Raw genomic sequence first — 25,575 nt, forward strand, 5'->3', positions numbered from 1 at the left:
ATTCGTCAGCAAGTTGCATAATCAGCCAAGCTCTTTGATATAGCTGTGTTTTCTGGTTTGATTTGATCAACAACGCCTCTTGACTACACTAAGTATTCAAAGTATAAACTTAAATTCACTCATGGTGAGCAATCTATTGAAATACCAGCAAGTTTTATTTTAATAAAAGAGTTGCAAGAAACTGAGCCAACAACACTTTTTATTTGATTAAATGAAAAGATCCAATTGAATTATCACTTCTTCATGGATAATGAAATTGAGTTAGATTTATCACCTTATGACATATGCAGTGAAGTAGAATTTGGTGTGCTGTTGGAGTTTCTAGAAAACCTAGCTCAATAGTTAAAAAATAGAGTCATCCTTACTCATGAAGGAATACAGGGTCAAATAATTTTAAGCTGTGGTCATAAATTCGCATAACAAGTCATTAAAGTAGAAAAAATAACAGTTGGCTTTTTATTCACTCCGTTCACTTATTTTAGCCAACAATTTTTCTCGTCAATCGGGCGTTATGTGAATCCAAGGAGTTTGAGCATATGAAGAGGTTTTTAGTAATCTTAGTGGCAACTCTGTGCCTGATTTCAGTTGGTTCGAAAGCCAATGATCACAAATTGAAACAGGCATATGAAAACCATCAAAGTGACCTTCAAGTTCAGGGAACAGGCACTGTAATTCGTTTGTTACCCGATGATAATGATGGAAGTCGACATCAAAAATTCATCATAAGACTGAATAGTCAACAAACCTTACTTGTTGCTCACAATATCGATCTTGCGCCTAGGATTCCTAACTTAAGAGTAGGTGATCGAGTTCAGTTTTACGGTGAGTATGAATGGAATAAAAAAGGTGGTGTAATGCACTGGACACACCACGATCCTAACAATAGGCACCCCCATGGTTGGTTAAAGCACAACGGTAAAAAGTACGAGTAAAAATTCTCATCACAAACAATTTAAGAGTAATTCCCAACGCGTGGTGATATAAAAGTAAACTAGCAGTATCGTAAATCGTACCACTAACAATTTTAATAAAAACAGCCCACGCATTGCGTGGGCTGTTTTTATTCATCGGGTTTGCTTAATCAGAAAAATAGACTATTTCGCCCAATACCCTGCGTGCTGGTTCACCAGTTGTGCCATCATCTCGATGTGGTCGTCGTTGTCATTCAGGCAGGGAACAAAGTGGTATTGTTCGCCACCGGCTGCGATAAATTCGTTTTTGCCTTCGATCGCCAACTCTTCCAAGGTTTCGAGGCAATCCACCGAAAACGCCGGTGAGATGATGTCGATTTTTGTGATGCCCTGCTTTGGCAGTGCTTCCAAGGTTTCGTCGGTGTAGGGCTGTAGCCATGGCTCTTTGCCAAAGCGCGATTGGAAACACAGCAGCCATTGATCTTCAGTTAACCCCAATGCCTGTGCTAACCCCTTGGCGGTGGCTTCGCAGTGATCGCGGTACAGATCGCCTTCGGTGATGTAACGCTCTGGCACACCGTGGAACGACATCAACAGCTTTTGACCACGGCCATGCTCGGCCCAATGGGCTTCAACGCTGTTTTTCAGTGCGCCGATGTAGCTTGGCTCTATGTGGTAATCGCGGATCAACCGATATTCTGGCAGTGCACGCTGGCTGGCAAACACTTTGGCTAGGCCATCAACCACGGCGCCGGTGGTGCTGCAGGAGTACTGTGGAAACAGTGGCAAGATCACCACTTTATCGACCCCTGCTTGTTGCAGCTTGGCTAAGCCTTCTGCCATGCCCGGTTTGCAGTAGGTCATTCCCAGTTCAACGGGGATCACCGCGCCATGTTGCGCTTCTAGCTTGGCTGCCAAGGCATCCCGTTGTTGCAGGCTGATTGCTTTCAGTGGCGAGCCCTGCTCGGTCCAGATGCTCTGGTAGGCTTTAGCTACGCGCTTAGGCCGGGTGTTTAAGATGATGCCATGCAGAATCGGCTTCCACTGCCAGCGGGGCAGATCGACCACCCGAGGATCACTCAGAAAATCTTTTAAGAAACAGCGAACGCACTCTGGCGTTGGCTTACAGGGGGTGCCGAGGTTAACCAACAGCACACCATAACGAGGCTTTGTCATAGAGGATCAGAGACTTATCGAAAATGGTTATCTACGCAGAGCCTAGCACTGGTTCAAATAACAAAAAAGCCCGCCGAAGCGAGCTTTTGAAGATTGTGGCAATCACTGCGATAAAAGCGGCGATTAACCCAGCAGTTCACCAATTTGGCCAGACACTGCAGCAACTTGCTGAGTACCGTCCATTTTGTGGTACTGGTTCGCGCCAGCAGCAGCGGCTTCGGTGTAGTAGTTGATCAGTGGGGCTGTCTGCTCGTGGTACACAGACAGACGCTTACGCACGGTCGACTCTTCGTCATCGGCACGGATCACCAGTTCTTCACCGGATAGGTCGTCTTTGCCTTCGACTTTAGGCGGGTTAAACACCACGTGGTACACGCGGCCTGAACCTGGGTGTACGCGGCGACCGCTCATGCGCTTAACGATCTCTTCGTCTGGTACGGCGAATTCAATCACGTGATCGACTTTGATGCCGTTCTCGGTCATGGCATCAGCCTGAGGGATGGTGCGTGGGAAGCCATCCAACAGGAAGCCACCTTGGCAATCGTCTTGAGCGATGCGCTCTTTAACCAGACCGATGATCACATCATCTGGTACCAGTTGCCCTGCGTCCATCAGCTTTTTCGCTTCCAGACCCATCGGGGTGCCCGCTTTAATGGCGGCGCGAAGCATATCACCGGTGGAGATCTGCGGTACACCGTATTTCTCCATGATGAATTGGGCTTGTGTGCCCTTACCAGCACCCGGTGCACCCAGCAAAATAATGCGCATGCTCTGTCCTCTAGACTGTGTGAATTTATTGACGCGCGGATCTTGTCACAGGCGGCCTAAATAGTGAAGAGCTAAGCCGTTAGTCTTTGGTCAAAGAACCGCCAGATAAGTTACTTTTAGTACAGTAACCCATAGAATTTGCGGCGATAGCTGCTCGCCACCGGATCCGCACTGCCTAAGGCGTTAATAATATCTAAAAAAGTCACTCGTGCTTGGCCATCGGCCGCGTCTAATTTTTTGCTTAATAACGCGAACAATTGCGCCAGTGCTTCTTCGTTTCGCCCCGCCAAATGCTGCGCTTTAGCCAGCGCCACTGCCACTTGTTGATTGTCCGGCTCGGCGTCCAGTTGCTGTTGTAACGCACGGATCTCTGGGGTGTCAGCAGCTTGTTGCAGCAGGGTTAATTGCGCCACTAGGCTGGTGTATCGGCTGTCTTGATCTTCCAGCTTCACTTTGGCCAATAAGGCTTCCACCTCTTCGGCCTTTTTTTGCCCTAACAGCGCTTGCGCCAAGCTCAGCAAGGTGTCGGCGTTTTCGTCGCTGGCCAGTGCATCACGCAGCAGCAGCACCGCCTGATCAAACTCTCCCGCATCCAACAGCGGCAATGCTTGCTCAAGCAGCAGTTGCCACTGGGCAGGCAGATGCTTAGCCAACATGGTTTCAATCATGGCGGCAGGTTGTGGCCCGGCAAAGCCGTCAACCGGTTGGCCGTTGGCGAGCACCAGTACCGTTGGCAACCCTTGAATACGGAAATACTGCGCCAGTTCCATTTGGGTGTCGCAATCCACGTGCGCCAGCACCATGTGATTCGGGTACAGCTGCGCTTGCTGCTGTAGCACGGTGCTGATCTCGGCGCACTCTGGCATCTGCGCGCTGTGGAAGTTCATCACTACAGGGCGTGATTTACTGGCTTCCACCAACTGCTGAATGTTCTGCGCGTTGGCGTTAAAAATGTTTTCAGACATGGGGGGTTCCATAAACTTAGCCCCGCACTAGGCGGGGCTGAAATCGGCTTATTTGCTCAGCTGCAGCAGCAAGCTGTTCAGTTGAGCCACAAACTCTGATGGGTCTTTCAAGCTGCCTCGTTCGGCCAAGGTGGCTTGGGATAGCAGCAAGTTAGCCCATTGGTCGAAACGCTGCTCGTCTTGCTCGTCGGCCAGCTTCTGCACCAGTGGGTGCTCTAGGTTCAGTTCAAACACTGGGGTTTGCTCTGGCACCTCTTGCCCCATCGCTTCCATCATCTTCACCATCTGGCTCGACATGTCGCTGTCGGCAGCCACGATACAAGCTGGTGAATCGGTTAGGCGTTGCGAGACTTTCACCTCTTTTACTTTAGCGCCTAATACGGTTTGAAAGCGTTCTAGCATTGGCTTGTGGGTTTCGGCCTGCTTTTCTTGCTCGGCTTTCTCTTCGTCAGACAGATCGTCTAAGCCCAGATCGCCTTTGGTTACCGACACCAGCGGTTTGCCGTCAAATTCGGTAAGATGCGATACCAGCCATTCGTCGATGCGCTCAGACAGCAGCAACGCTTCAATGCCTTTCTTCTTCAGCACTTCCAGATGCGGGCTGTTCTTCGCGGCGTTGTAGCTGTCGGCCACGATGTAGTAAATCTTATCCTGACCCTCTTTCATCCGCTCGATGTACTGGGTCAAGCTTACGTTTTCAGTGCCGCTGTCGTTGTGAGTTGAGGCAAAGCGCAACAGCTTGGCGATCTTCTCTTTGTTGCCCATGTCTTCTGCTGGGCCCTCTTTCAGGGCGTTACCAAACTGGCTCCAGAAGGTTTGGTACTTGTCTTCGTCTTTGGCCAGTTTGTCCAACATGCTCAGCACTCGCTTGGTGAGTGCGGTACGCAGCGATTGGGTTACTTTGTTGTCTTGCAGCAGTTCGCGAGACACGTTCAGTGGCAGATCATTCGAGTCGATCAGGCCCTTAACGAAGCGCAGGTATTGCGGCAAGAACTGCTCGGCTTCGTCCATGATGAACACGCGCTGTACGTACAGTTTCAAACCGTGCTTGTTGTCGCGGTTCCACATGTCGAATGGGGCTTTCGATGGGATGTACAGCAGCGAGGTGTACTCTTGCTTGCCTTCCACCTTGTTGTGCGACCAGCTCAGTGCGTCTTCCCAATCGTGGGATACGTGCTTGTAGAACTCCTGGTACTGTTCGTCGCTGATGTCAGACTTAGATTGAGTCCACAAGGCGGTGGCTTTGTTGGCTGCAGCCCACTGGCCTTCGGTGGCTGGGATGGTTTCGCCATCTTGCTCACGCTCGGCTTCGCCTTCTTGCCACATCTCAACCGGGATAGAGATGTGATCAGAATACTTAGCAACGATGGCCTTCAGGCGGTAGTCGTCTAGGTACTCTTTTTCGTCTTCGTTCAGGTGCAGGATGATGTCAGTACCGCGACCGGCTTTGTCGATGTCGGCGGTGGTGAACTGGCCTTCGCCGTTGGATTCCCACTGCACGCCTTGGCTGCTGCCTGCGGCACGGGTGTTCACGGTCACTTTGTCGGCAACAATAAAGGCGGAGTAGAAACCCACACCAAACTGGCCAATCAACTGTGAATCTTTAGCGGCATCGCCGGACAGGTGCGAGAAAAATTCTGCGGTGCCGGATTTGGCGATGGTACCCAAGTGGTTGATCACGTCCTCTTTGGACATGCCAATGCCGTTATCAGAGATGGTTAGGGTACCAGCGTCTTTGTCTACCGACAGGCGCACGCGCAGTTCACCGTCGCCTTCGTACAGGTTGGCGTCTGACAGCGCTTTGTAGCGCAGCTTATCGGCGGCGTCGGCCGCGTTAGATACCAGCTCACGCAGGAAGATCTCTTTATTGGAATACAGGGAGTGGGTTACCAGTTTCAGTAACTGGGCAACTTCTGTCTGAAAACCGTGGGTTTCTTGCTGCACGGACATGGGTTTCTCCTGAAAAACAGTCGTAAAAATTAGTGTCTTTCATGAGATGGGGCCAGCATCCGATTTTTCAATACTCTTTTTACGGCAATCATTACGAGGTGGCTAACTATTAGGCGATATGTGCCACAACGCGGCATCCGCCAGCACCGACTCTGGCAGTGGGGTAACTTGCAATAACCCATCCCCCAATGGCACTCGACTGGTGCGCTGGTAAGAGGAGCAAGCGCGCCGCTGCGCTTGATCAATCAAGCGGGTCAGCATCGGAAACGAGGAACCCAAACGCCCCTGATGGTACTGAAACGGATGCCGTTGCCGCTGCAGGTAATCGCGCATGCGGTCATTCACAAAGGCGGGAATGCCGTTGGCTCGCACGACCGCCTGCGGATGCTGTTGATCGGCAAGCTGCGCGGCACTCAAGCGTTGCTGTACTCGCTCAAACAGCAGCGGCGTTATCGCTAAGGCACTGCGCAGGTGGCCAATCACTTGCGACAGCGCCTGCAACTGCTTGGGATCGAAATCGCACTGATCGGGGCCGCGGTGCAGCGTAAGCAAAATATTGCCGGTGTCGCTTGAAAGCACGCTGCCGGTATGAAAATGGCTTTGCAGCTGCTGGCACAGATCGGCCACATCACTGTGAGCCCGGCGCAAACGCATGGGGCCATCCAATACCGTCACTTGGTTTGGCTGGCTGTTGGCCAAGCAATACCACGGATCTTGGCGACGGTGGGTTAAGTAGCGATTCACTGCGGTGCCGCAGATGTCACTGCCGCAGGCAATGGGTAAGGCTGAAGGTTGGCCAAGATGCGCTAACATGCCGCCTGACGCGCCCATGCTGTGGCGCAAAAAGTCGAGCCATTGATACCAGCTGCCATCAACGGCGGCGTCAAAGGCGCCTTCAATTACTTCTCCCATCCACTGTTCAGTCATCTCACTTTCCCTGTGCAAAACGTAAGCAGTTGTTATTGAGGCCTCAACCTAACGGCATCAACCGCCTTAAACAACGCACAAATCTGGGGAATTTCTGGGGATAAGTTGGGGAAAAGAAAAGGCGCCCAAAGGCGCCTTTTTTACCAATAAATTTTATTGGTGTTACGGTTTAGATGCTGGTTCGGCCACTGAATGACAACGCCAACGTGGTGCCATCAACGTATTCCAGTTCGCCACCCACCGGCACGCCATGGGCGATGCGGGTTACCTTAACGCCGCAATCGTGGGCGATGTCGGCGATGTACTGGGCGGTTGCCTCGCCTTCCACTGTTGGGTTGGTGGCAAGAATGATCTCACTCCACTCCCCTTCCGCTAAGGTGACTTCCAAGGTATCTAAGCCAATGTCATCTGGGCCAATGCCGTCAAGCGGCGACAGGTGCCCCATCAACACAAAATACTGACCGCTGTACTGACCAGCCGATTCAATGGCCAGCAGATCTGCGGGGGATTCCACCACACATAACTGGCCGGATTCGGCGCGCTTGGGGTTAGCACAGATCTGGCACAGCGTCTGCTCGGTAAAGGTACGACATTGTTGGCAGTGGCCAACGTCGTTCATGGCGCGGCTAACGGATTCACCCAGTTTGCCGCCACCGAGACGATCTCGTTCGAGCAGATGAAACGCCATCCGCTGAGCGGAGCGAGGACCAACGCCGGGCAAACACTGCAGCGATTTGATCAGCTCATCAACCAGAGGGCTAAATTTCATTAGAACGGCATCTTCATGCCTGGTGGCAGTTTCATGCCGCCAGTCACTTCAGCCATGTGCTTTTTCTGGTTTTCTTCGATGCGGCGAGCGGCATCGTTGATCGCAGCGGCGATCAAGTCTTCCAGCATCTCTTTATCGTCTTCCATTAAGCTTTCGTCGATCTCAACACGGCGCACGTTGTGGGCACCGTTCATGGTGATCTTTACCATGCCAGCGCCGGATTCACCGGTGCATTCCATTTTTGCGATCTCTTCTTGGGCCTGCTGCATGCGATCTTGCATCTGCTGCGCCTGCTTCATCAGGTTACCCATTCCGCCTTTACCAAACATATCTGTGCTCTCTTAACTGCGATGTTCAATGATGGGGGCACATGTTACCTGAACCGTCCCCCCGGACAAGATGTAGATGTTGCGTTTGCTCACGCCTTGTTAGCAATTGTGGCCAGCTTGACCCCTGCCATCAGTACGCGACCGAATCTTCTAATAGGTTGGCATCCATTTCGGCTTGCAACCACTGCACCACCGGATCCGCTTGCAGATCGGTTTTGGCTTGTTCTAACCGTTCCCGCTGACGACGGCGGCGGATCTGCAGCGGCGTTTCTCGCTGGGGCAGATCGTTCACCTCAATACGCAGCGCCACGGTTTGATCCCACAAGGTGGCTAACGCTTGCTGTAACGGGCCTACTACGGTGTCGCTGTTCAGGTGGCGCTGTTCGCTGATCAGGTTCAGTACCACCTGCTCGCCATCGCGCTCTAACACCGAGTTGATCGCCAACTGCCGCGGTCGGGCGCCTATGCCCAGCTGACCAATGGCTTGATACCACTGCATGTCGAGTTCGCGCTCGCCCTCTGCCGTCGGCACCGCCAGCGGCATCGGTTCCGCCTCTGGCTCTGGCTCGGCGGCAACAACCTCGGTTGCAGCCACGGCTTGTTGCGGCAAGGGGCGCTGACCAATGGGCAACAACGTTGGCTCGGCGGCCGGCACAGAAGCAGACTCTAATCCAGTTTGACCGTTTTCCTCGACAGAGGTTGCGTCAGCCTGCAAGCGCGGATCGTTGTCGATATGCCACGGCGGCAACGCTTGGGGGTCGCTGCTGTCGATGCTGCTTTCAGCCGTTTGTGGCTGGCGCGGTGGAGGCCGTTTTAGGATTCGTGGCGCCGCAGTCGACGCTGCGGCTTCATCCTTTCCCGGCAGATCCTCATCCACGCCGCTAAGGTGCTTGCGCTGCTGCTTTTCGTCTTCCAACACCTGTTGCATCAACGCCATGGGATCCAGCACTGCCGGTGTCGATTGCGCGGCTGCGGGTGCGGGTGCTGACTGCGAGGCTGGCATCACCGGCTCTGCCGCCATGCTTTGTTCGTAATGGCTGTAATCCGGCTGGTATTCCTCGGGGCCATCGTAAGCCTGTGGGTAATCCAACTGCTCGGCCGCTTGGCTCATCAGCTGTTGCTGCTCGGCGGCCATGGCCGCGGCATCCGCGGGCTCAACCTGGGCGGTTGGCGCTGTTGGCTTTGGCGCTGGCGACGCTGGCGACGCTGGCGACGAGTGAGCCAGTTGCTGCGCCTGACGCTCAAGCTGGATCTGCTCGGCGGCTAACCGTTGCTCGGCTGGAACCGCGCTGGGCTCGGCCGCGATGGCCGCTGGGGCGGTCGCATTAGGGCTTGGCGCGGCGGGCTCTGTTACCGGCACCGCGACCGGTGCCACTGCGGGCGCAACGACAGGCTCGGCAACGGGGCTGGCTGGTTGAGGCTTACCCTCTGCCGCTGCTGGCTGTGCGGTTTGAACCGGCTCGACCTTAGCTGCGGCTGCGGCTGGGGCTGGGGCTGGGGCTGGGGCTGGGGCTGGGGCTGGGGCAACAGTTTGTCGCGCCTGCATTGGCGCAATATCAATTGCAGGGGCGAACGCTAATGCCCGCAGCATCACCATTTCAAAGCCACTGCGTGGATCCGGGGCAACGCTCAAGTCGTTACGACCTTGGGTCAGCATTTGATACCACAGCTGCACCTGTTCTCGATCCAGCTGCGACGCTAAGTGCGCAACGCTGTCGCTGTCGGCCAGGGCGCTGTGGGGCTGCAGATTAAACTGCGCTAACGCCACTTGATGCAGCAACGCCGCCATCTGTCGCAGCAGTTCATCGTAATCGGGAGCGAACTGATCGATCTCGTCCAGCACTTGCAGCAACGTGCTTGGCTCGCCTTGGCATAAGCCATTCATTAACTGCAGGCTGTAGCGGCTGTCGATGGTGCCCAGCATCGCTTGCACCTGCGCCAACTCTAAGCTACCTGCGCCGTGGGCAATGGCCTGATCGGTTAGACTCATGCCATCCCGCACCGAGCCATCCGCCGCTTGGGCCAACAGATCCAGCGCCGCCGGTTGATAGCTGACTTGCTCGGCATCCAACACTTTGGCGAGGTGGCCGCTGATCCGCTGCGGCACCACACTTTTTAAGTTGAACTGCAAACAACGGGACAACACCGTCACCGGCAATTTTTGCGGATCGGTGGTGGCCAACAGAAACTTAACGTGCTCTGGCGGCTCTTCTAAGGTTTTCAGCAGCGCGTTAAAGCTGTGGCGCGACAGCATGTGCACTTCATCAATCAGGTAGACCTTATAGCGGCCACGTACTGGCTGATATTGCACGTTGTCGAGAATTTCGCGGGTATCGTCAACCTTGGTGCGCGAGGCGGCATCGATCTCGAGCAGATCGACAAATCGGCCTTGGCTGATCTCGACACAATGGCTGCAGGTGCCGCATGGGGTAGCGGTAACGCCCTGCTCACAGTTCAGCCCTTTCGCCAACAAGCGAGCGATGGAGGTTTTCCCCACCCCGCGGGTGCCAGTAAAGAGGTAGGCGTGGTGCAGTCGGTTGTGTTGCAACGCGTGGGTCAACGCTTTGAGCACATGCTCTTGGCCGACGACTTGATCAAATGTGGCTGGCCGCCATTTTCGGGCCAGAACCTGATAAGACATGAGAATCCAATTACGAGTAGGTGGGGCAGTCTGTGGATCACTGTACCACAGCCATTTAGATAGCAAAAAGCCGAGCGGTAAGCTCGGCTTTTGGGGCAAGAGAAACCGACCTTATCAGTCGCCTTCAAACTCACACAGAGACAACACTTCCAAGTCCAGTGCTTGCAGGCGTTTTTCGCCGCCAAGATCTGGCAAGTTGATGATGAAAGCAGCGTCAGTCACTTCACCGCCCAGATCACGAGCCAACTTGGTGGTCGCTTCAATGGTGCCGCCAGTGGCCAGCAGATCGTCAACCAGCAACACTTTGTCGCCAGGTACGATCGCATCTTGGTGAATTTCCAAGATGTCAGTGCCGTACTCCAACTCGTAAGATTGCGAGTTAGTTGGGCGAGGCAGTTTGCCTGGCTTACGTACTGGTACGAAACCCAAACCCAGCTCGTAAGCCAGTGGGGCGCCAAACAGGAAGCCACGCGCTTCGGTACCGATGATTTTGGTGAAACCGCGATCTTTGTAGTGCTGCGCCAACAGCTCGATGCTTAGACGAAATGCCTTACCGTCTTCCAACAGTGAGGTTACGTCACGGAACATGATGCCTGGTTTTGGGTAGCCAGGGATGGTCTTGATGCTGTCTTTCAGCACAGCCAGTGAAGCTTGATTCATGATGTTATCTTTATCTACAGGTGAGCTAGCCACAATAAAAAAGTCCAGCTTGCAAACGCAATCTGGACTCATCAACCGTATTGCTGGCTAAGCTTAAGCACCTTGTAGGTTAGATGCAACTGCTATCTACCTGTGTGCGTGCCAGCGTTCAAATCTGTCGATTTGATCGCCATACCCTTGCTGTACGGGAATAATTTGTTACTGAGAGAGGATATTAATCCAAGTCAAAGAGGCAGGCAGAGTTGGGATCATCAACACCAACAAAAAGCCTAAAAAGTGAAGAATATTATAAGGTTCTTTAAAATCCTTTTGCGCCACGACTGCACACTCCCATGCGTTTAAATTGGCGGCAGTATAAATTGATCCAGATCACAAAAACACGGACAAAAAACAGGGCTTTACTGCGAATTATCAACTCATTAGCCAAGCATCAGTTTTTTTCCCCAGTGGCACCAATCAGAACAGTTACAAACGCTAAACCGGCATCAAAAATAAGATTCATGCTGTGGTTTTGCTCAGCTTGCGCGGCTGGCCGATTAGGGTTATCGACTAAACCACACTCGCAACAGCATGGGCTTGGGCCACGGTTGCTTTTGGCTTGATACGGATGCTGGGGCTCAAACGGTGGGCGAGTAATAAAGTGGCAGACTCAATCCTGATAAGGCTGCTGCCCCCCAAGTTACTTTCCCACACAAACGCAGAAAAGCCCGCAGTGCGGGCTTTTCTGGTAACGAATCGGGTTGTCGTTTGAGCAGCAAACTATTGCTGCACGCGCACGATGCCTTTACTGGCCAGCTGCAACAATAACTGCCCTGCCCCTTGGGCGACGACAGCCGCATCCATCTGCGGCAAAGCGGCCACCATCGCTTGGGCGATCTGCTCGGCATTGCTGCCCGGCTGTTGCTGCAACTGTTGCAGTAACCGCGCACTCAACGGATTTAACTCCATAAAGGCAACGTCATCATCCAGATCCCGATACACCAACAGGTAAGTGGGGTTGGGCTCTGGTTGGCGATTGTGTTCGCCAATTTGGTGCACCGGATACCCGTACTGGCCAATCTCGGCGGCACGATACAAGCACAGTGGGCTGGTGAGCAGTTGCTCTGCTTCGGTCAATAACCGCTGATCGGTCACCTCTGGCAGAATGTCGATTCTCAACTCGAGCTGTTCGTAATGCGCCAGTGCGGCTTCCCACGGTTGTAATTCGGTTTGTGCCGCTAAAAATTGCACAAATTCCGCTGAGATATCGACAAACAATGGGGAGTGGCAATCGTGCTCGGCAAAAAAGCGTCGGAGCCGCTGCTGCCAAAGCGCGGGCTCGGTCAGCGATTTCAGCACCGGAAAGCCACTGTCGACAAAACCGGCCACGTTGTTAAACATCAGTTCGCGGTAAACGTTCATGCGCCGCGCCTCTACCCCTGCAGGTGGAGTGCCGGCCTCGGTGGCACGAATGTGCTGCATGAACTGCTGTTGCAGTTGGGCGAAATCACTCATGCGGGTTGCTGCTCCTGTCCTTGCTGCTGGGCCTGAATCTGGATCTCGCTGATGCGGTTTACTTCGGTCATCAACTGGGGCAGTTCCGGTAGGTTAAAGTCGCGCTCTAACAGGGTGGGGTGGATCCCATGCACGCGATAGCACTCTGCCAGCAGATCCCATACCGGTTCAATCACATCGGCACCGTGGGTATCCACGATCAGATCTTCGGCTTCGTTGTAATGCCCAGCGATGTGCAGATAGCGGATCCGCTCTGACGGCAAGCCACGCAGAAACTGGTGAGGATCGTTACGGTGATTCACGCTGTTTACGTAGATGTTATTCACGTCCAGCAACAATTCACAATCCGCTTGCTGCAGCACCGCGTTGATGAATTCCAGTTCGCTCATTTCGGCGCCCGGCTCGGCATAGTAAGAGACATTCTCTAGCACGAGCTTACGCTCTAGAATGTCTTGCACCCGCTTAACTCGCGCTGCAACGTGCTCTACCGCTTCTTCGGTAAAGGGAATTGGCATCAAATCGTAGAGGTGGGCATTGCCCGAGCAGTAGGAAAGATGCTCGGAATAGATGTCGATATTGTGTTGATCCATAAAGCCTTTAACCTGTCTGACAAAGGCTTCGTCCAGTGGCGCGGGCGCCCCAATAGACAACGACAAACCGTGGCAAACGATCGGCACCTGTTCTGACAACTGGCGAAATTGGCGTGCCAATTTGGGGTTTATTCGCAACCAGTTTTCCGGTGCGACTTCCATAAAGTTAACCCCCGCAGGGATCCCCTGCTGGCAAAGTGGTTGCACCATTTCACGGCGCAACCCCATGCCCGAACCCACGATATTCGCCATCCACTGCTCCTATACTGCTGCATTGCGATTGAGGCTGTTGTTACACGACCCACTCCGGCCCAAAAGATAAGGCTGGCCAAGGCCAGCCTTATTGGGCTTACGCTACCACTATTGCTGTGGCCACGTCAGAGCGATTGCTCAGGTTATGCTGCGCCACCACATTTGCCTTCGCCACACTTACCTTCTTTGGCTTTCTTGTCGCCGCCGCACTTACCTTCACCACACTTGCCTTCTTTGGCTTTCTTGTCGCCGCCGCACTTACCTTCACCACACTTACCTTCGTGGGCTTTTTTGTCGCCGCCGCATTTGCCTTCACCACACTTACCTTCGTGGGCTTTCTTATCGCCGCCGCATTTGCCTTCGCCGCACTTACCTTCTTTGGCTTTCTTATCGCCACCACATTTGCCTTCGCCGCATTTACCTTCAGCGCCTTTATCACCCACTAAAGTGGCTATTTCATAACCTTGGGTCAGTTCATTAACTGAGAATGGGTTGGCTTGAGCCGTAACCAAAGAACCGCCTACAACCAAAGCACCCAAGGCTGCAGCAACTGAAGTTTTCTTCGCAATAGTCATTTTTTCTATCCTTAAAAATCGGGGGAGATAAATTTGTTTGGCGTGTTGTGCGCCGGCTTAGTTAACAAGACCTAGGCGATCTTCAAACGCTTTCAAAAAAAGTTAAAAAGATCACATTTTTCTTAAATTACACGATTAAGTCACCACGGCGCTGCCAAAACAGCAAGCTACATAAACGGCCTTTTCTAATGACTAACACCAAATTTAGATCATTTTTCCCCACAACGGCGCTGACTTGCCGATATTTCCACCGCCTATCCTCTGCCCACAATGGCAACAGCGGGCTGGTTCGCGCGCTTCACCATTGCGACAACAACGCTTAGGCGCCACTTCTGGATCTGGTTACCGCAACCCTCGGCCTTGCTGCTCTGCACCACGAAAATAGCCACCGCCAATAAATGCCACTCGCAAAAAGTAAATAACTAAAACAATTTCATGAACTTAAGCTGTTTCCCTACGGCTTGATTCACCTTTCTTTTATACCCACCGCGTTACTGTGGCGCCATTACGTTGAATGGATCCCTACCAATGCCTAAGCCCATCACCCCCATCAGCCTGTTTCTGGCGCTTCTGCTGCCACTGTCTACCGCCTACGCTCTAGAGCTTGTTGGCGTATCTCAGTTGAGTGCCCCCACTGAGGTGGTGTCGCGGATCAGTGGTGTTATCACCGCTGCGCCACACCAAATCGGCGATCCGGTGCAGGCCAAACAGCTGTTAGTCGCCCTTGATGCCACCGATTTCGCCCTTGAAGTGGCTCAGCAACAAGCGCAGCTGCAACTGGCCCAAGCCAACCTGCAACTGAAGCAGGCCGACTACCAACGCTACTTGGCCTTAGCCAACAGCGATAACCTTGCGCGCACTCAATTCGATTTAGCCAAATCAGAACGGGCCATTGCTCAGGCGCAGCTGCAACAAGCCAAACTGCAACTGCAACAAGCCCAGCTGGCGCATCGTCGCACCCAAATTATTGCCAGCTTTAACGGCATCATTACCGTTGATAACGTCAGCCAAGGGCAGTTTGTTGAAGCCGGAGCGATCCTGTATCAGCTGGCCGATCCCAACCGCTTAACCCTGCGGTTGCTGGTCAGTGAACAGGAGGTCAATCGGCTGCGCGTTGGTCAGCCGTTGCAGTTTTGGGCGGCCAGTGCACCGCAGCACAAGCAGCAAGCGCAGATCAGCCGCATCGGCTTGGCCCCCCTACCACAGCAGTACGCCTACCCCATCGAGATCGACATCGACAACCACCGCGCTGGCCTGAAGCCGGGTATGTCGATCCACGCTCGTATCGCAGAGTAAGCCGTGATGACTCAAATTCTTAGCTTCTTCGCCCAGCGCCTGTTTTTAGCCCGTGCGTTGACCATTATGGTGCTTACTGTGGGGATCGGTGCCTTGGGCATCGTTAAGCTGCAAGAGCTGCCCAATGTGGCCTTTGCTGAAGTCAGCATCACCACTCAATACCCGGGCGCGTCGGCCGCAGACGTTGAACTGAACGTCACCAACAAGATTGAAAAAGAGCTCAAGTCGGTGCAAGGGGTGCGCCGCTTCACCTCCGAATCCAGCGCTGGTCGCTCGCAAATTCTGCTGGAGCTGGATGAGGGCGAACGCTTGGATCGCACCGTACGCCAGATCCAACAAGCGGTGGATCGGGTCAGTGATTTGCCCACCGAGATCGACCAAGCGCCACTGGTAGAGCAAGAAACCACGGCGTCGTTTGAAGTGATGAGTTTTGGGGTGGTGGCCGATGTGGATAATGCCCAGCTGCAGCAATACAGCCGCCAGCTAGAACAACAGATCCGCGCTCTGCCGGGGATCAGCAAAGTCGAGATGGCGGGCTTTCGCCAGCGGGAATTTTGGATTGAGGTGAACCCAGAGAAGATCCGCCGTTTTGGCATCGATTTTCAGCAGATCAACAATGCCATTGAACAGCGCAATGTAGCCACTTCCGGCGGGGCAATTGAATCGTTCCAAAGCGAACGACAACTGGTAACGCTAACCCAATTTAGCAGCATCAAGCAGCTGCAACAGACCATCATTGAAGTGCAAGCCAATGGCACCATTGTGCGTTTGCGCGATGTCGCCAAGGTGCACGACACCTTTGAGCGCGCCCAGCAGTTAGGGATGATCAACGGCAGCAACGCCATCCTCTTTACCGTTTACAAAAGCGCCAGCGCCGACATCAATGCCACCATTGATGGGGTTAAGTCATTATTGCAGCAAGCGGAAGTACGCAGCCAGCACACCTATCAGTTTCCCGTGTCGTTGGATTTAGCCCAAGACATGAGCGAACGTTTTAACATCGTCAGCACCAACGGCGGCATCGGCTTAATGCTGGTGTTACTGCTGTTGAGCGTGGTGTTGCAGCGGCGCGTTGCTTTTTGGGTGGCGCTGTCGATCCCGTTTTGTCTGCTTGGGGTGATCGCACTGTTGCCCGCCTTTAACATGAACCTGGATAGCGTTACCTTGGCGGCGCTGCTGTTGGTGATTGGGGTGATTGTGGATGATTCCATCATTGTGGCCGAAAGCGTGTATCAGCAACACGAGCGTGGCTTGCCACCACTGCAAGCGGCGGTAACGGGCACCAAGCAGGTGCTGACGCCGGTGCTGGCCAGCTTAACCACCACCGCCTTGGTGTTTGTGCCGATGCTGTTTATTCCCGGCACCTTAGGCAAAGCGATTGCGGTGATCCCAGTGGCGGTGATCTTAGCGCTGCTGTGGTCGTTGTTTGAATGCACCGTTACCCTGCCCGCTCACCTGCATCAATCGTTGGCGGCCGCGCCACGTAACCGCCACCAACCCAGCCCTCGCTGGCAAGCCCTCAGCGATCGTTACCAGCAGTTACTCGGCTGGTGTCTGCAACGCCGCAAACGCACCCTTGCCAGCGCAGCGGTGGCGTTGCTGCTGATGTTGGGTTCGGTCGCCGTACTCAAAATCGATTTTTTCCCCGGCCAAGCGGCCAAGTACATTGAGATCCACACCGAAACCGCCCCCGGTTTGCCACTGGCCCAAGTACGCCAAGCCCATCTGCGGCTGGAACAAGCCATCGCCGCTTTGCCAAGCAACGAACTGGCCAGCTACCAATTAAGCTACGCGGCGCCCATCAGCAGCGGCTTGATCCGGTTAACCAGCGCACAGCAGCGCCAGCGCACGGCGGTGGCCATTGCCGCCAGCCTAGAACAAGAGTTGGCGGATCTGCCCCAGCTCAAGCAGGTTAAATTTGTGGTTGATGCCGGTGGCCCACCGCCGGGCGAACCCGTTGAATTGCGAGTGATCAGCAACGACAGCAACGCTCGCCAACAGGCGGTTGCACAAATCACCCAGTGGATGGCGCAGCAGCCGCCGCTCTACAACATCAATAACAGCGATGCGGTGCTGACGCCGCAGCTGCAGATCCTGCCTCGATATGAATGGCTGGCACGTTATCAACTCACGGTGGCGGATCTGGCGACCACCTTACGCATTGCGTTTGATGGCGAACAGGTAAGCCAAACTTGGATTAATGATCAGGAGATCACCTTGCGGGTGCTGCTGAGCCAACCTTGGCGCAACGCCGAACAGCTGACGCAGCTGAAGTTGACCAACGCCAGCGGAATAGAGGTGCCGTTAACTCAGTTAGCGCACATTAAGATGATCGACGCTCCTCGCACCCTGCTGCACTTTAATGGCGTTCGCCAAGTGCTGATCAGCGCCCAAGTGAACAGCGAAGACGTGGAAGCCGATGAATTGGCCGAGCAGATGCTGCTGCAATTGGCTCCGACGTTGCCACCACACGTTACGTTAGAGCTGGGGGGTGAAATTGAAAACACCAATGAAGCGCTGTCGGGTTTCTTTGTGGCCTTTCCGGCGGCCATGTTGGCAATCTTCTTTGTGATGGCCATTTTGTTTGAGTCGATGCTGCAGCCGCTGCTGGTCATGGCGGTGATCCCCTTTGCCGTGGGTGCGGCACTGCTGGCCTTATTACTGCACCTGCAACCGTTGTCGCTGTTTGCCTTGATTGGTGTGCTGGGGATGACCGGAGTGGTGGTCAATAACGCCTTGGTGTTGATCAATCAGATCAACCAGTACCGACAGCAAGGCCAAGCCGCGATTGACGCCATCACTGCCGCCGCCAGCAGTCGCTTACGACCAATTTTATTGACGTCGGCGTCTACGGTGATTGGCTTGCTGCCGCTGGCTTACGGCTTTGGCGGCACCGATGTCTATATGGGCCCCATGGCGCTCACCTTGGGGTACGGCCTGTTGTTGTCACTGCCAGTGGTGTTATTGGTGCTGCCGGTGCTGTACGCCAGCTGCGTTGCTCGGCGCTAACCTCGGCCGTCATCCTCTTCACTTTTTCCATTAAGCCACCGTTGCGGCGGTGGCTTAGTTTCCCTTTCGCGAAGTCATCCCCACCCGCCCAGTACTCGCTCGCCCCCCCTCATCTCAAGCATCAAACACTCGCCTTGGGCTCAACCATCAACCGCTCATTCAGACGCGCTGCGTTGTTGGCCCTTTGGCTGGCCACTGCGGCGCTTTTTGTGTAACCAAGCAGCGCCATCGCCGCATATTGTGATGCAGACCCACTTTTCATGCCATCCAACGCAATGCATCGACAAATCGTTCACGCCGCACCCTCTATCGTGGCTGCAACTTACGAAGACCCAGAACGCAAGGATACTCATCATGTTCCCTAAAACACTCTGTGCCACCGCCGTTTCGCTACTGTTTATCAGCGCCGCTCAGGCACAGCCTGTTGATTTCGAACAGTCTGGCTTCTCAGGCGACACCACCTTCTTTCTCGGTTTTGGCTCTGAAACGTCGAACTTCAACACCGACAACGACATCAAAACCGGCGAGCTGAACAGCAAAGGCAAGTCTGAGTCCGAGGCCCAATTTGGCTTGCGTGGTGAAGTGCGTTACACCTTTGCCGATGCCCACCAATTCTTCACGTCGGTGCGAGAAGACGATTACGGCCCAGGCGAAGCCACCTTAGGCTTGGGTTACCGCATGGCGCTGGCTGAAGACTCCTACATCGGTGTGTCTTACTTAAACTCCATCGGTGGCGAAAGCTTTGAAGATCCGTACTTGGTTAACACTAAGCGCACCACAACCGACGTATCTGGCAGCACCATCTTGCTGGAATACGATGGGATCCTTGGCAGTGACTTCTCGGCAGAGCTGGCACTAACCAGCCTTGACGTTGACAAAGAGGCCTCCGGTTCCGCCGGTACCCCCGCCCAGCAAAAATTGGTGCAGCGCGATGGCAGCGGCGTTGATCTGACCGTAAGTTACGACATGATGCTGGGCCACAACGCCATGCTGATGCCAGCGGTAAGCTACCAAAGCTTCAGCGCCGATGGCGATGCCATGAGCTACACCGGCTTTGGCTTAGAGATGGCCTACCTGCGGATGATGGGTGATCACAAACTGATGTTGTCTGCCGCGGTAGACAGCAACAGCTACGACAAGAGCCACCCGGCGTTTGCCAAAAAGCGCAAAGACACCGGCTACGAATTGATGGCGATGTACGAATACGACGGCTTTGAAGGCTGGGAAAACTGGAGCGTGAAAGCGGTTGCCGGTTACGAAGCCCAAGCCTCTAACATCAACTTTTACGACCAAAACGAATACATCTTTGCCGTTGGTGTTGGTTACCAGTTCTAACCCTTTTCATCTAAACCTGCTTTGGCAGCGCCTTGTGCGCTGCCTTTTTTTTGTTTGTCGCTAGAGTTTTTGCATCACACTGGTACACTGCGCCGCTCCTTTTCCTCCCCAAATCGATAACGCTGCGAGCCCCAACCATGAGAGTGATTTTAGCCCCGATGGAAGGCGTCATGGACGCCTTGATGCGCGACATGCTGACCCGTCAGCACGGCGTTGATATGTGCGTGTCTGAATTTGTGCGGGTGGTTGATCAACTGCTGCCGCCACGCACCTACCATCGCTTGTGCCCTGAACTGCAAAATGGCGGTAAGACCGCCGCAGGAGTGCCAGTACGGGTGCAATTGCTAGGACAAGCGCCGGAATGGATGGCGTTGAATGCACAACGCGCGGTGGAGTTAGGATCGGACGGGGTCGATCTGAATTTTGGCTGCCCAGCCAAGCAGGTGAATCAGTCCAAAGGCGGCGCGGTGTTGCTGAAAGAGCCCGATGCCGTGCACGACATCATCAAAGCGGTGCGCGATGCGCTGCCCGCCGATAAACCTGTTACGGCGAAGATCCGCTTGGGCTACCACGACAAAGCGCTGATGCTGGATAACGCCTTTGCCGCGCAAGAAGCCGGTGCCGCCGAACTGTGCGTGCATGGCCGCACCAAAGACGACGGCTACAAAGCGGAACGAATTGATTGGGATGCCATTGGTCAGATCAATCAGGCGTTGTCGATTCCGGTTGTGGCCAACGGCGAGATCTGGTCAGCCGCAGACGCGAAACGCTGCATTGAAGCCACCGGCTGTGAGGATTTGATGATTGGTCGCGGTGCCTTGGCCTTGCCCAACTTAGCCGAGTGCATCAAAACCGGCGCGGCACCGCTGCCTTGGAGCGAAATGAAGCAGGTGCTGATCGATTACTCTGGCTTTGAACTGTATGGCGACAAAGGGGTGTATTACCCCAACCGCATCAAGCAGTGGCTGCGCTATCTGATGAAGCAGTACCCAGAAGCCCAGGCCACCTTTGACGTGATCCGTCGTCTTAAAACCCCTAACGACATTGTGGCCGAGTTAGGGGCCGAACACTTAATCAAATAACCGGATTTGGCTCAGGGGCAGTCGATCTTCCTAAGCCAACCGCTCCGCGTTATTTGCCCGCGCCTTTGCCGCCGCCGTTGCTCAACCACAAGCTGGCGGCCACCAGAAACACAATCAGCGCCATATAGAGCAGCTCCAGCATGTTGTTGGGGCGCATCTCAACCAGCAGCGCAAACACCTTAATCACCAACAGCATCAACACCACTTTGCCCAATTTGGCTTTCAGCTGATCAATGCTGTTGATGGCGAACGCTTGGGATTCATGCCCTTGGGCTTGCTCAATGCGACTGACAAACAGTTCGTACAGGCCGAACGAAAAGATAAACAGTACCGACGACAACAAGAAGGTATCCAGCACTTCAATCACCACCAGCACCAGCTGATCGCGGCTGATGCTGCCGTTGCCTTCAACCAGAAATTGCCACTGCATTGTGATCAGGTGCCACACTTCAGCCACGCCCAATACGATTAAGGCGATCCCTGCGATCACGCAGCTGATCACCGCAATTAACAGCGTTAATCGACTGCGCCACAACAGCGCTTCAAATGCCTTTTCCATGCCACTTCCTTGTTAGAAAAAACGCAGGTTAGCAATAGCTTATCGGGCTTACAAGACAACGGCGCCGCGCTTAAACAAGCGCTTAAGCGCAGCACCTGAGTAAAACTCAACCAGAGCAGTGGATCCGCTTTGATCACATTAGATTTGTGGTGTTTACGCCACCACTTCGCCAGCCTTAAAGGATTTTATCCGCTGCAAATGGGCGCCGATCTGCGGAAATTTATGTGGCTGTTGTTCATCCCAAACAACGGGGTAATACGGCGCCAGTTGCTGTTCGGTTTGCTGGTTATCCAGCACCTCATCCTGGCGTGACAGCACCACTAGTGAGCGCCCCTGATTCTGCTGCCGAAAATCGCTAATGCACTTAGCGGCGATGTCGCGGTATTCCTCGGGGCGGTTAATGCGGCCGATCATATTCTGTTGCGGACACAGGTTGGGATTAAACTGCACAGAGCGCAGCTGGCATAAAAAGCCGATGCGTTCGACCCAATAACCGCCTAAGCCAACCCCCACCAAGATCGGATTGGGATCATCGCTGAACTTCACGTGCTTAGTGACTTCATTCAGCAGGTGCTGCATATCGTGCTTAGGGTGCATGGTGGAATAGCTGATCATGCGCACATCGTCGTCGATCATCTTCAATTGCAACACTTTTTTATGGTTGCCTGGGCTGGTGGCATCAAATCCATGCAGGTACAGAATCATGCGGCAAACTCCATTAGCGAATTATTGTAATTATGGTCACTACACTGACTATATTGGCGCTTTTTTAGCGCCACTGACAAGAGGCAATCGCCGCGGCAACCAAGCCGATGTTGGGTGGACTTTACGGTTGTAAACGGCGCAGCTGATCTGATGACCGGCGTGATGGTTGGGGGCACAGCGCTGCTGGTGTACCATCAACGCCATTAGGGGGAAACGTGATCCCCGTCACCAAAGAAGGAATTCCCGTGATCAGCGTTTTTGATATGTTCAGCGTTGGCATTGGCCCATCCAGCTCCCACACCGTGGGCCCGATGCGCGCTGCCAATCGCTTTTTAGCGGATCTGCATCGCCTCAATCACTTCGATAACACCCAAGAGGTTCAATCGGAACTGTTTGGTTCGTTAGGCCAGACCGGCAAAGGCCACGGCACCGGCAAAGCGGTGGTGTTGGGGCTGCTCGGTCAGCAGCCGGAAAGCTGCGATCCCGATGCGGTTGATGCGATGCTGGAAGCGGTCGCCAGCAGCCATAAAATCAATCTGGATGGCCAAAAATCGGTGCTGTTTAGCCGCAAAGATGGCATCACCTATCATCGCCGTAAAAGCCTGCCAGAACACGCCAATGCCATGAATTTAAAGGCGTTTAATGGCAAAGAACTGATTTATCAGCGCACCTATTTTTCCATTGGCGGTGGCTTTGTGCTGGATGAAGATGAGATCGGCCAACAAGCCAACATCAACCAAGTCACCGAATCCCAGCCCTACCCCTTTAGCAGTGCCCAAGAGCTGGTGGATCTGTGCACCGAACACGGTTTGTCTATTTCAGCGTTGATGATGGCCAACGAGAAGGTGTTACGCAGCGAAGCGGAGATTGAGCAACAGCTGTGGCACATTTGGCAAACCATGTTGGCCTGTGTTGATCGCGGTTGCCGCATGGAGGGGATCTTAGCCGGTGGCTTAAAGCTGCGTCGCCGTGCCCCGGCGCTTAAGCGCCGCCTAGAAGCCGAAGGCAACACCAACCACGATCCGCTTAACGCGATGGATTGGGTTAACCTGTTTGCCATGGCGGTTAACGAAGAGAACGCCGCCGGTGGCCGAGTGGTCACCGCCCCAACCAATGGCGCTGCTGGGATCATTCCGGCAGTGCTGTGCTACTACGACCGCTTTATCCAGCCGGTGACCAAAGACACCGCCACCCGCTATCTGCTCACCGCAGCCGCCATTGGTATCTTGTACAAAAAGAACGCCTCGATCTCTGGCGCCGAAGTTGGCTGCCAAGGGGAAGTCGGCGTGGCTTGCTCAATGGCCGCAGGGGCCTTAACCGAGCTGATGGGCGGCACCGTGGCTAACGTGGAAAACGCCGCTGAAATTGGCATGGAGCATAACTTAGGGCTGACCTGCGATCCGGTTGGCGGCTTGGTGCAAGTGCCCTGCATTGAACGCAACGCCATGGGCTCGGTGAAGGCCATCAATGCCTCACGATTGGCCATGCGCGGCGACGGCATGCATAAGGTGTCGCTGGATAAGGTGATCAAAACCATGTGGGACACCGGCATGGACATGCGCAGCAAATACAAAGAGACCGCCAAAGGCGGCCTCGCGGTCAATATTGTTGAGTGTTAATGCCCTCTGAGCGAGGTTTGGGTTTGCCGTTGCGTTAGCGCATCGGCAAATCCATATCCGCAAACATCTCGTCAATGGCGGCTTGATCCCGCAGCGCCAACGCCTGCTCGACTCGGGTCTTGGTCAGATGCGGGGCAAAACGCTCCATAAAGTCGTACATGTACGAACGCAAGAAGCTGCCTTTACGAAAACCAATCTTGGTAGTGTTGGCTTCAAACAGGTGCGACGCATCGCGCACCACTAAATCATCGTCTTTGCCGTCCAAGGCCATGGTCGCCATCACCCCAACGCCCAAGCCTAAGCGCACATAGGTTTTCAGCACATCGGCACTGGTGGCCGAAAACACCACCCTTGGTTCTGCCTCAACCGTCGCAAAGGCCTTTTCTAAAGCGCTGCTGCGGTTAAAGCCAAACACGTAAGTCACCAATGGGTACTTCGCCAACTCCGATAAGGTGATGGTTTTGCAGCGCGCTAACGGGTGATCTTTGGGAAACACGATAGACCGATTCCAGTGGTAACACGGCAGCATCACCAGATCGTGATACAGGTGCATGCCTTCAGTGGCGATGGCAAAATCCGCATCCCCCCGCACCGCCATTTCACAGATCTGATCCGGTGTGCCTTGATGCATGTGCAAGTTCACGTCGGGATAGCGTTGAATGAAGTTACCAATCATCTGGGGCAACGCATACCGAGCTTGAGTGTGGGTGGTGGCAATGTTCAAATCACCCCGATCTGGCTGGGTGTATTCTGAGGCAACGTTCTTGATCCCTTCCACTTTGCCCAAAATATCGCCGGCAATGTCGATGATCTGCTTACCCGCAGGGGTAACGTGGGTAAGATGCTTGCCACTGCGACCGAAGATCTGCACGCCCAGTTCATCTTCCAGCATCCGCACCTGTTTCGAGATCCCCGGCTGCGAGGTATACAAGCTTTCCGCTGTCGCCGAGACATTTAAATTATTGTTAACGACTTCAACGATGTAACGAAGTTGCTGCAGCTTCATGGCGTTCCGTGGCCCGATATGACAATTAAGTTATATTGATACCACAAAAACACGTAAAAATGGAATAAGCAAAAGGTCGGAATGAGGGTTAAGCGGGTGCGCCAACTGGGGGCTTTGGTGTAGCATTGGCGTTCAAATAAAAACGGTCGAAGAATACGATGTCGCTTACAATTTTCTTTATTTTGTTGGGTGCGCTGCTACTGGTTGTGGTTGGCATCAACATGCTGCAACAACATAAGCAACAACTGGAACGTGCTCGCCGCCAAGAGATGGCGAAGCAAAAAGCGATCATGGATGAAGTGGAACAACTGTTGGCCTGTGGCCCGTTGCTGCCCTTTACCAATGTGCTGGTTCGATTGCTCAATCAACGCTTGCTTGAAGCCGTGCGCCAAGTGCTGGCGGTCGATACCCGCAACCGCGATATGCTGGCTCGCCAAAGTGATCTGCAGGCGGCGTTAGCCAACCTTAAAAAGAATCCACCGACGGAACGTACGGTAGACAGCTTTAATACGCCGCAAGCTGAAAAGCAGATAATGATGCTGATTAAGGTGCTAAAGCGCTTAAAAGAGTTCGTACGCCAAGAGCAGAAAAAAGGCACCTTAACCCACGATGAGTTTGTGACTGAATCCCGCCGTGCGGATCAGGTTATGCTGCGCATCAATGGGTCGGTCCTGATGGATCGCGCCCGTCATGCGGCCTTGAATCATCAGGTCGGCTCTGCCCGCCAGCACCTTAATCAGTTGGCCAAAGTGCTCAATAGCCACACTGGCGACGATCAGTACAAGAAGACCGCCATGGTTAAGGTGAGCGAGATGCTGGAGGAGCTGAACCAGCGCCAGCAAGCCAATCTGCAAGAACACGTTGACGATCAAGTCAGCCAAGATACCGATGAACTTGATGAGCTGTTCTCACCGAAGAAGAAATGGTAACCACCGCAGCGAACCAAAAGGGGACTCA

22 protein-coding genes are annotated in these 25,575 nt (G+C 53.9%); 7 read left to right on the forward strand and 15 right to left on the reverse strand.

Annotated elements, in window-relative coordinates:
• The first annotated feature begins 536 nt into the window (after positions 1-536).
• Complete coding sequence (locus tag Q0796_RS13625; protein ID WP_298444153.1) at positions 537-932, forward strand: DUF3465 domain-containing protein; 396 nt, start codon at positions 537-539, stop codon at positions 930-932.
• Positions 933-1,094: 162 nt separating this feature from the next.
• Here the strand turns inward: Q0796_RS13625 and hemH are convergent, their stop codons facing one another.
• From hemH to Q0796_RS13685, 12 genes are all read right to left on the reverse strand, one after another.
• Positions 1,095-2,087 carry a ferrochelatase gene (hemH, locus tag Q0796_RS13630; RefSeq protein ID WP_298444155.1) on the reverse strand — a complete coding sequence of 331 codons (993 nt, stop codon included), beginning with the start codon at positions 2,085-2,087 and terminating at the stop codon, positions 1,095-1,097.
• A 123-nt stretch (positions 2,088-2,210) separates the two neighbouring features.
• Entirely contained in the window at positions 2,211-2,855 is a 645-nt protein-coding gene (gene adk / locus Q0796_RS13635; protein WP_298444157.1) for an adenylate kinase, read from the reverse strand.
• 116 nt (positions 2,856-2,971) lie between these two features.
• Positions 2,972-3,820: a tetratricopeptide repeat protein gene (locus Q0796_RS13640; protein WP_298444159.1), complete on the reverse strand. Its 849-nt coding sequence runs from the start codon at positions 3,818-3,820 to the stop codon at positions 2,972-2,974.
• Between the two features lie 48 nt (positions 3,821-3,868).
• The gene (gene htpG, locus Q0796_RS13645; RefSeq protein ID WP_298444161.1) at positions 3,869-5,770 is read right to left on the reverse strand and encodes a molecular chaperone HtpG; all 1,902 of its coding nucleotides are present in this window, start codon (positions 5,768-5,770) and stop codon (positions 3,869-3,871) included.
• Between the two features lie 102 nt (positions 5,771-5,872).
• A complete protein-coding gene (locus tag Q0796_RS13650) occupies positions 5,873-6,697 on the reverse strand; it encodes a hypothetical protein (protein WP_298444163.1) in 825 nt (274 codons plus the stop codon).
• A gap of 169 nt (positions 6,698-6,866) precedes the next feature.
• Positions 6,867-7,466: a recombination mediator RecR gene (gene recR, locus Q0796_RS13655; protein WP_298444164.1), complete on the reverse strand. Its 600-nt coding sequence runs from the start codon at positions 7,464-7,466 to the stop codon at positions 6,867-6,869.
• Positions 7,466-7,795 (reverse strand): YbaB/EbfC family nucleoid-associated protein, encoded by a 330-nt coding sequence (locus tag Q0796_RS13660; RefSeq protein WP_298444165.1) that lies wholly within the window; start codon positions 7,793-7,795, stop codon positions 7,466-7,468. Before Q0796_RS13660 ends, recR begins: the two co-directional genes overlap by 1 nt.
• A gap of 130 nt (positions 7,796-7,925) precedes the next feature.
• Complete coding sequence (gene dnaX / locus Q0796_RS13665) at positions 7,926-10,436, reverse strand: DNA polymerase III subunit gamma/tau (protein WP_298444167.1); 2,511 nt, start codon at positions 10,434-10,436, stop codon at positions 7,926-7,928.
• 114 nt (positions 10,437-10,550) lie between these two features.
• Positions 10,551-11,096 (reverse strand): adenine phosphoribosyltransferase, encoded by a 546-nt coding sequence (apt, locus tag Q0796_RS13670; protein ID WP_298444169.1) that lies wholly within the window; start codon positions 11,094-11,096, stop codon positions 10,551-10,553.
• A gap of 759 nt (positions 11,097-11,855) precedes the next feature.
• Positions 11,856-12,590 carry a putative DNA-binding domain-containing protein gene (locus tag Q0796_RS13675; RefSeq protein ID WP_298444171.1) on the reverse strand — a complete coding sequence of 245 codons (735 nt, stop codon included), beginning with the start codon at positions 12,588-12,590 and terminating at the stop codon, positions 11,856-11,858.
• A complete protein-coding gene (locus tag Q0796_RS13680; protein ID WP_298444173.1) occupies positions 12,587-13,432 on the reverse strand; it encodes a DUF692 domain-containing protein in 846 nt (281 codons plus the stop codon). The genes Q0796_RS13675 and Q0796_RS13680 overlap by 4 nt, the downstream gene beginning before the upstream one ends.
• A gap of 143 nt (positions 13,433-13,575) precedes the next feature.
• Complete coding sequence (locus Q0796_RS13685; protein ID WP_298444175.1) at positions 13,576-14,007, reverse strand: hypothetical protein; 432 nt, start codon at positions 14,005-14,007, stop codon at positions 13,576-13,578.
• Positions 14,008-14,535: 528 nt separating this feature from the next.
• On the opposite strand from Q0796_RS13685, the gene Q0796_RS13690 reads away from it, so the two are divergent.
• The 4 genes from Q0796_RS13690 (at position 14,536) to dusC (ending at position 20,729) form a co-directional block, all read left to right on the forward strand.
• Complete coding sequence (locus tag Q0796_RS13690; protein WP_298444177.1) at positions 14,536-15,303, forward strand: efflux RND transporter periplasmic adaptor subunit; 768 nt, start codon at positions 14,536-14,538, stop codon at positions 15,301-15,303.
• Between the two features lie 6 nt (positions 15,304-15,309).
• Positions 15,310-18,312, forward strand: a complete 3,003-nt coding sequence (locus Q0796_RS13695) for an efflux RND transporter permease subunit (RefSeq protein ID WP_298444178.1) — start codon at positions 15,310-15,312, stop codon at positions 18,310-18,312.
• A gap of 354 nt (positions 18,313-18,666) precedes the next feature.
• Positions 18,667-19,647: a DUF2860 family protein gene (locus Q0796_RS13700; protein ID WP_298444179.1), complete on the forward strand. Its 981-nt coding sequence runs from the start codon at positions 18,667-18,669 to the stop codon at positions 19,645-19,647.
• A 137-nt stretch (positions 19,648-19,784) separates the two neighbouring features.
• Positions 19,785-20,729 carry a tRNA dihydrouridine(16) synthase DusC gene (dusC, locus tag Q0796_RS13705; protein ID WP_298444180.1) on the forward strand — a complete coding sequence of 315 codons (945 nt, stop codon included), beginning with the start codon at positions 19,785-19,787 and terminating at the stop codon, positions 20,727-20,729.
• 49 nt (positions 20,730-20,778) lie between these two features.
• Here the strand turns inward: dusC and Q0796_RS13710 are convergent, their stop codons facing one another.
• Positions 20,779-21,288, reverse strand: a complete 510-nt coding sequence (locus Q0796_RS13710; RefSeq protein WP_298444181.1) for a YqhA family protein — start codon at positions 21,286-21,288, stop codon at positions 20,779-20,781.
• A 153-nt stretch (positions 21,289-21,441) separates the two neighbouring features.
• Positions 21,442-21,993 carry an alpha/beta hydrolase YcfP gene (gene ycfP, locus Q0796_RS13715; protein WP_298444182.1) on the reverse strand — a complete coding sequence of 184 codons (552 nt, stop codon included), beginning with the start codon at positions 21,991-21,993 and terminating at the stop codon, positions 21,442-21,444.
• Between the two features lie 245 nt (positions 21,994-22,238).
• On the opposite strand from ycfP, the gene Q0796_RS13720 reads away from it, so the two are divergent.
• Positions 22,239-23,612 (forward strand): L-serine ammonia-lyase, encoded by a 1,374-nt coding sequence (locus Q0796_RS13720; RefSeq protein WP_298444184.1) that lies wholly within the window; start codon positions 22,239-22,241, stop codon positions 23,610-23,612.
• A gap of 34 nt (positions 23,613-23,646) precedes the next feature.
• Here Q0796_RS13720 and cysB read toward each other — a convergent pair whose 3' ends face one another.
• Positions 23,647-24,618: an HTH-type transcriptional regulator CysB gene (gene cysB / locus Q0796_RS13725; protein ID WP_298444186.1), complete on the reverse strand. Its 972-nt coding sequence runs from the start codon at positions 24,616-24,618 to the stop codon at positions 23,647-23,649.
• 158 nt (positions 24,619-24,776) lie between these two features.
• On the opposite strand from cysB, the gene Q0796_RS13730 reads away from it, so the two are divergent.
• On the forward strand, positions 24,777-25,547 hold the full coding sequence (locus tag Q0796_RS13730) for a hypothetical protein (protein WP_298444188.1): 771 nt from the start codon (positions 24,777-24,779) through the stop codon (positions 25,545-25,547).
• The last annotated feature ends 28 nt before the right edge of the window (positions 25,548-25,575 follow it).

The organism is uncultured Ferrimonas sp., assembly GCF_947489035.1.
GTDB lineage: Bacteria > Pseudomonadota > Gammaproteobacteria > Enterobacterales > Shewanellaceae > Ferrimonas.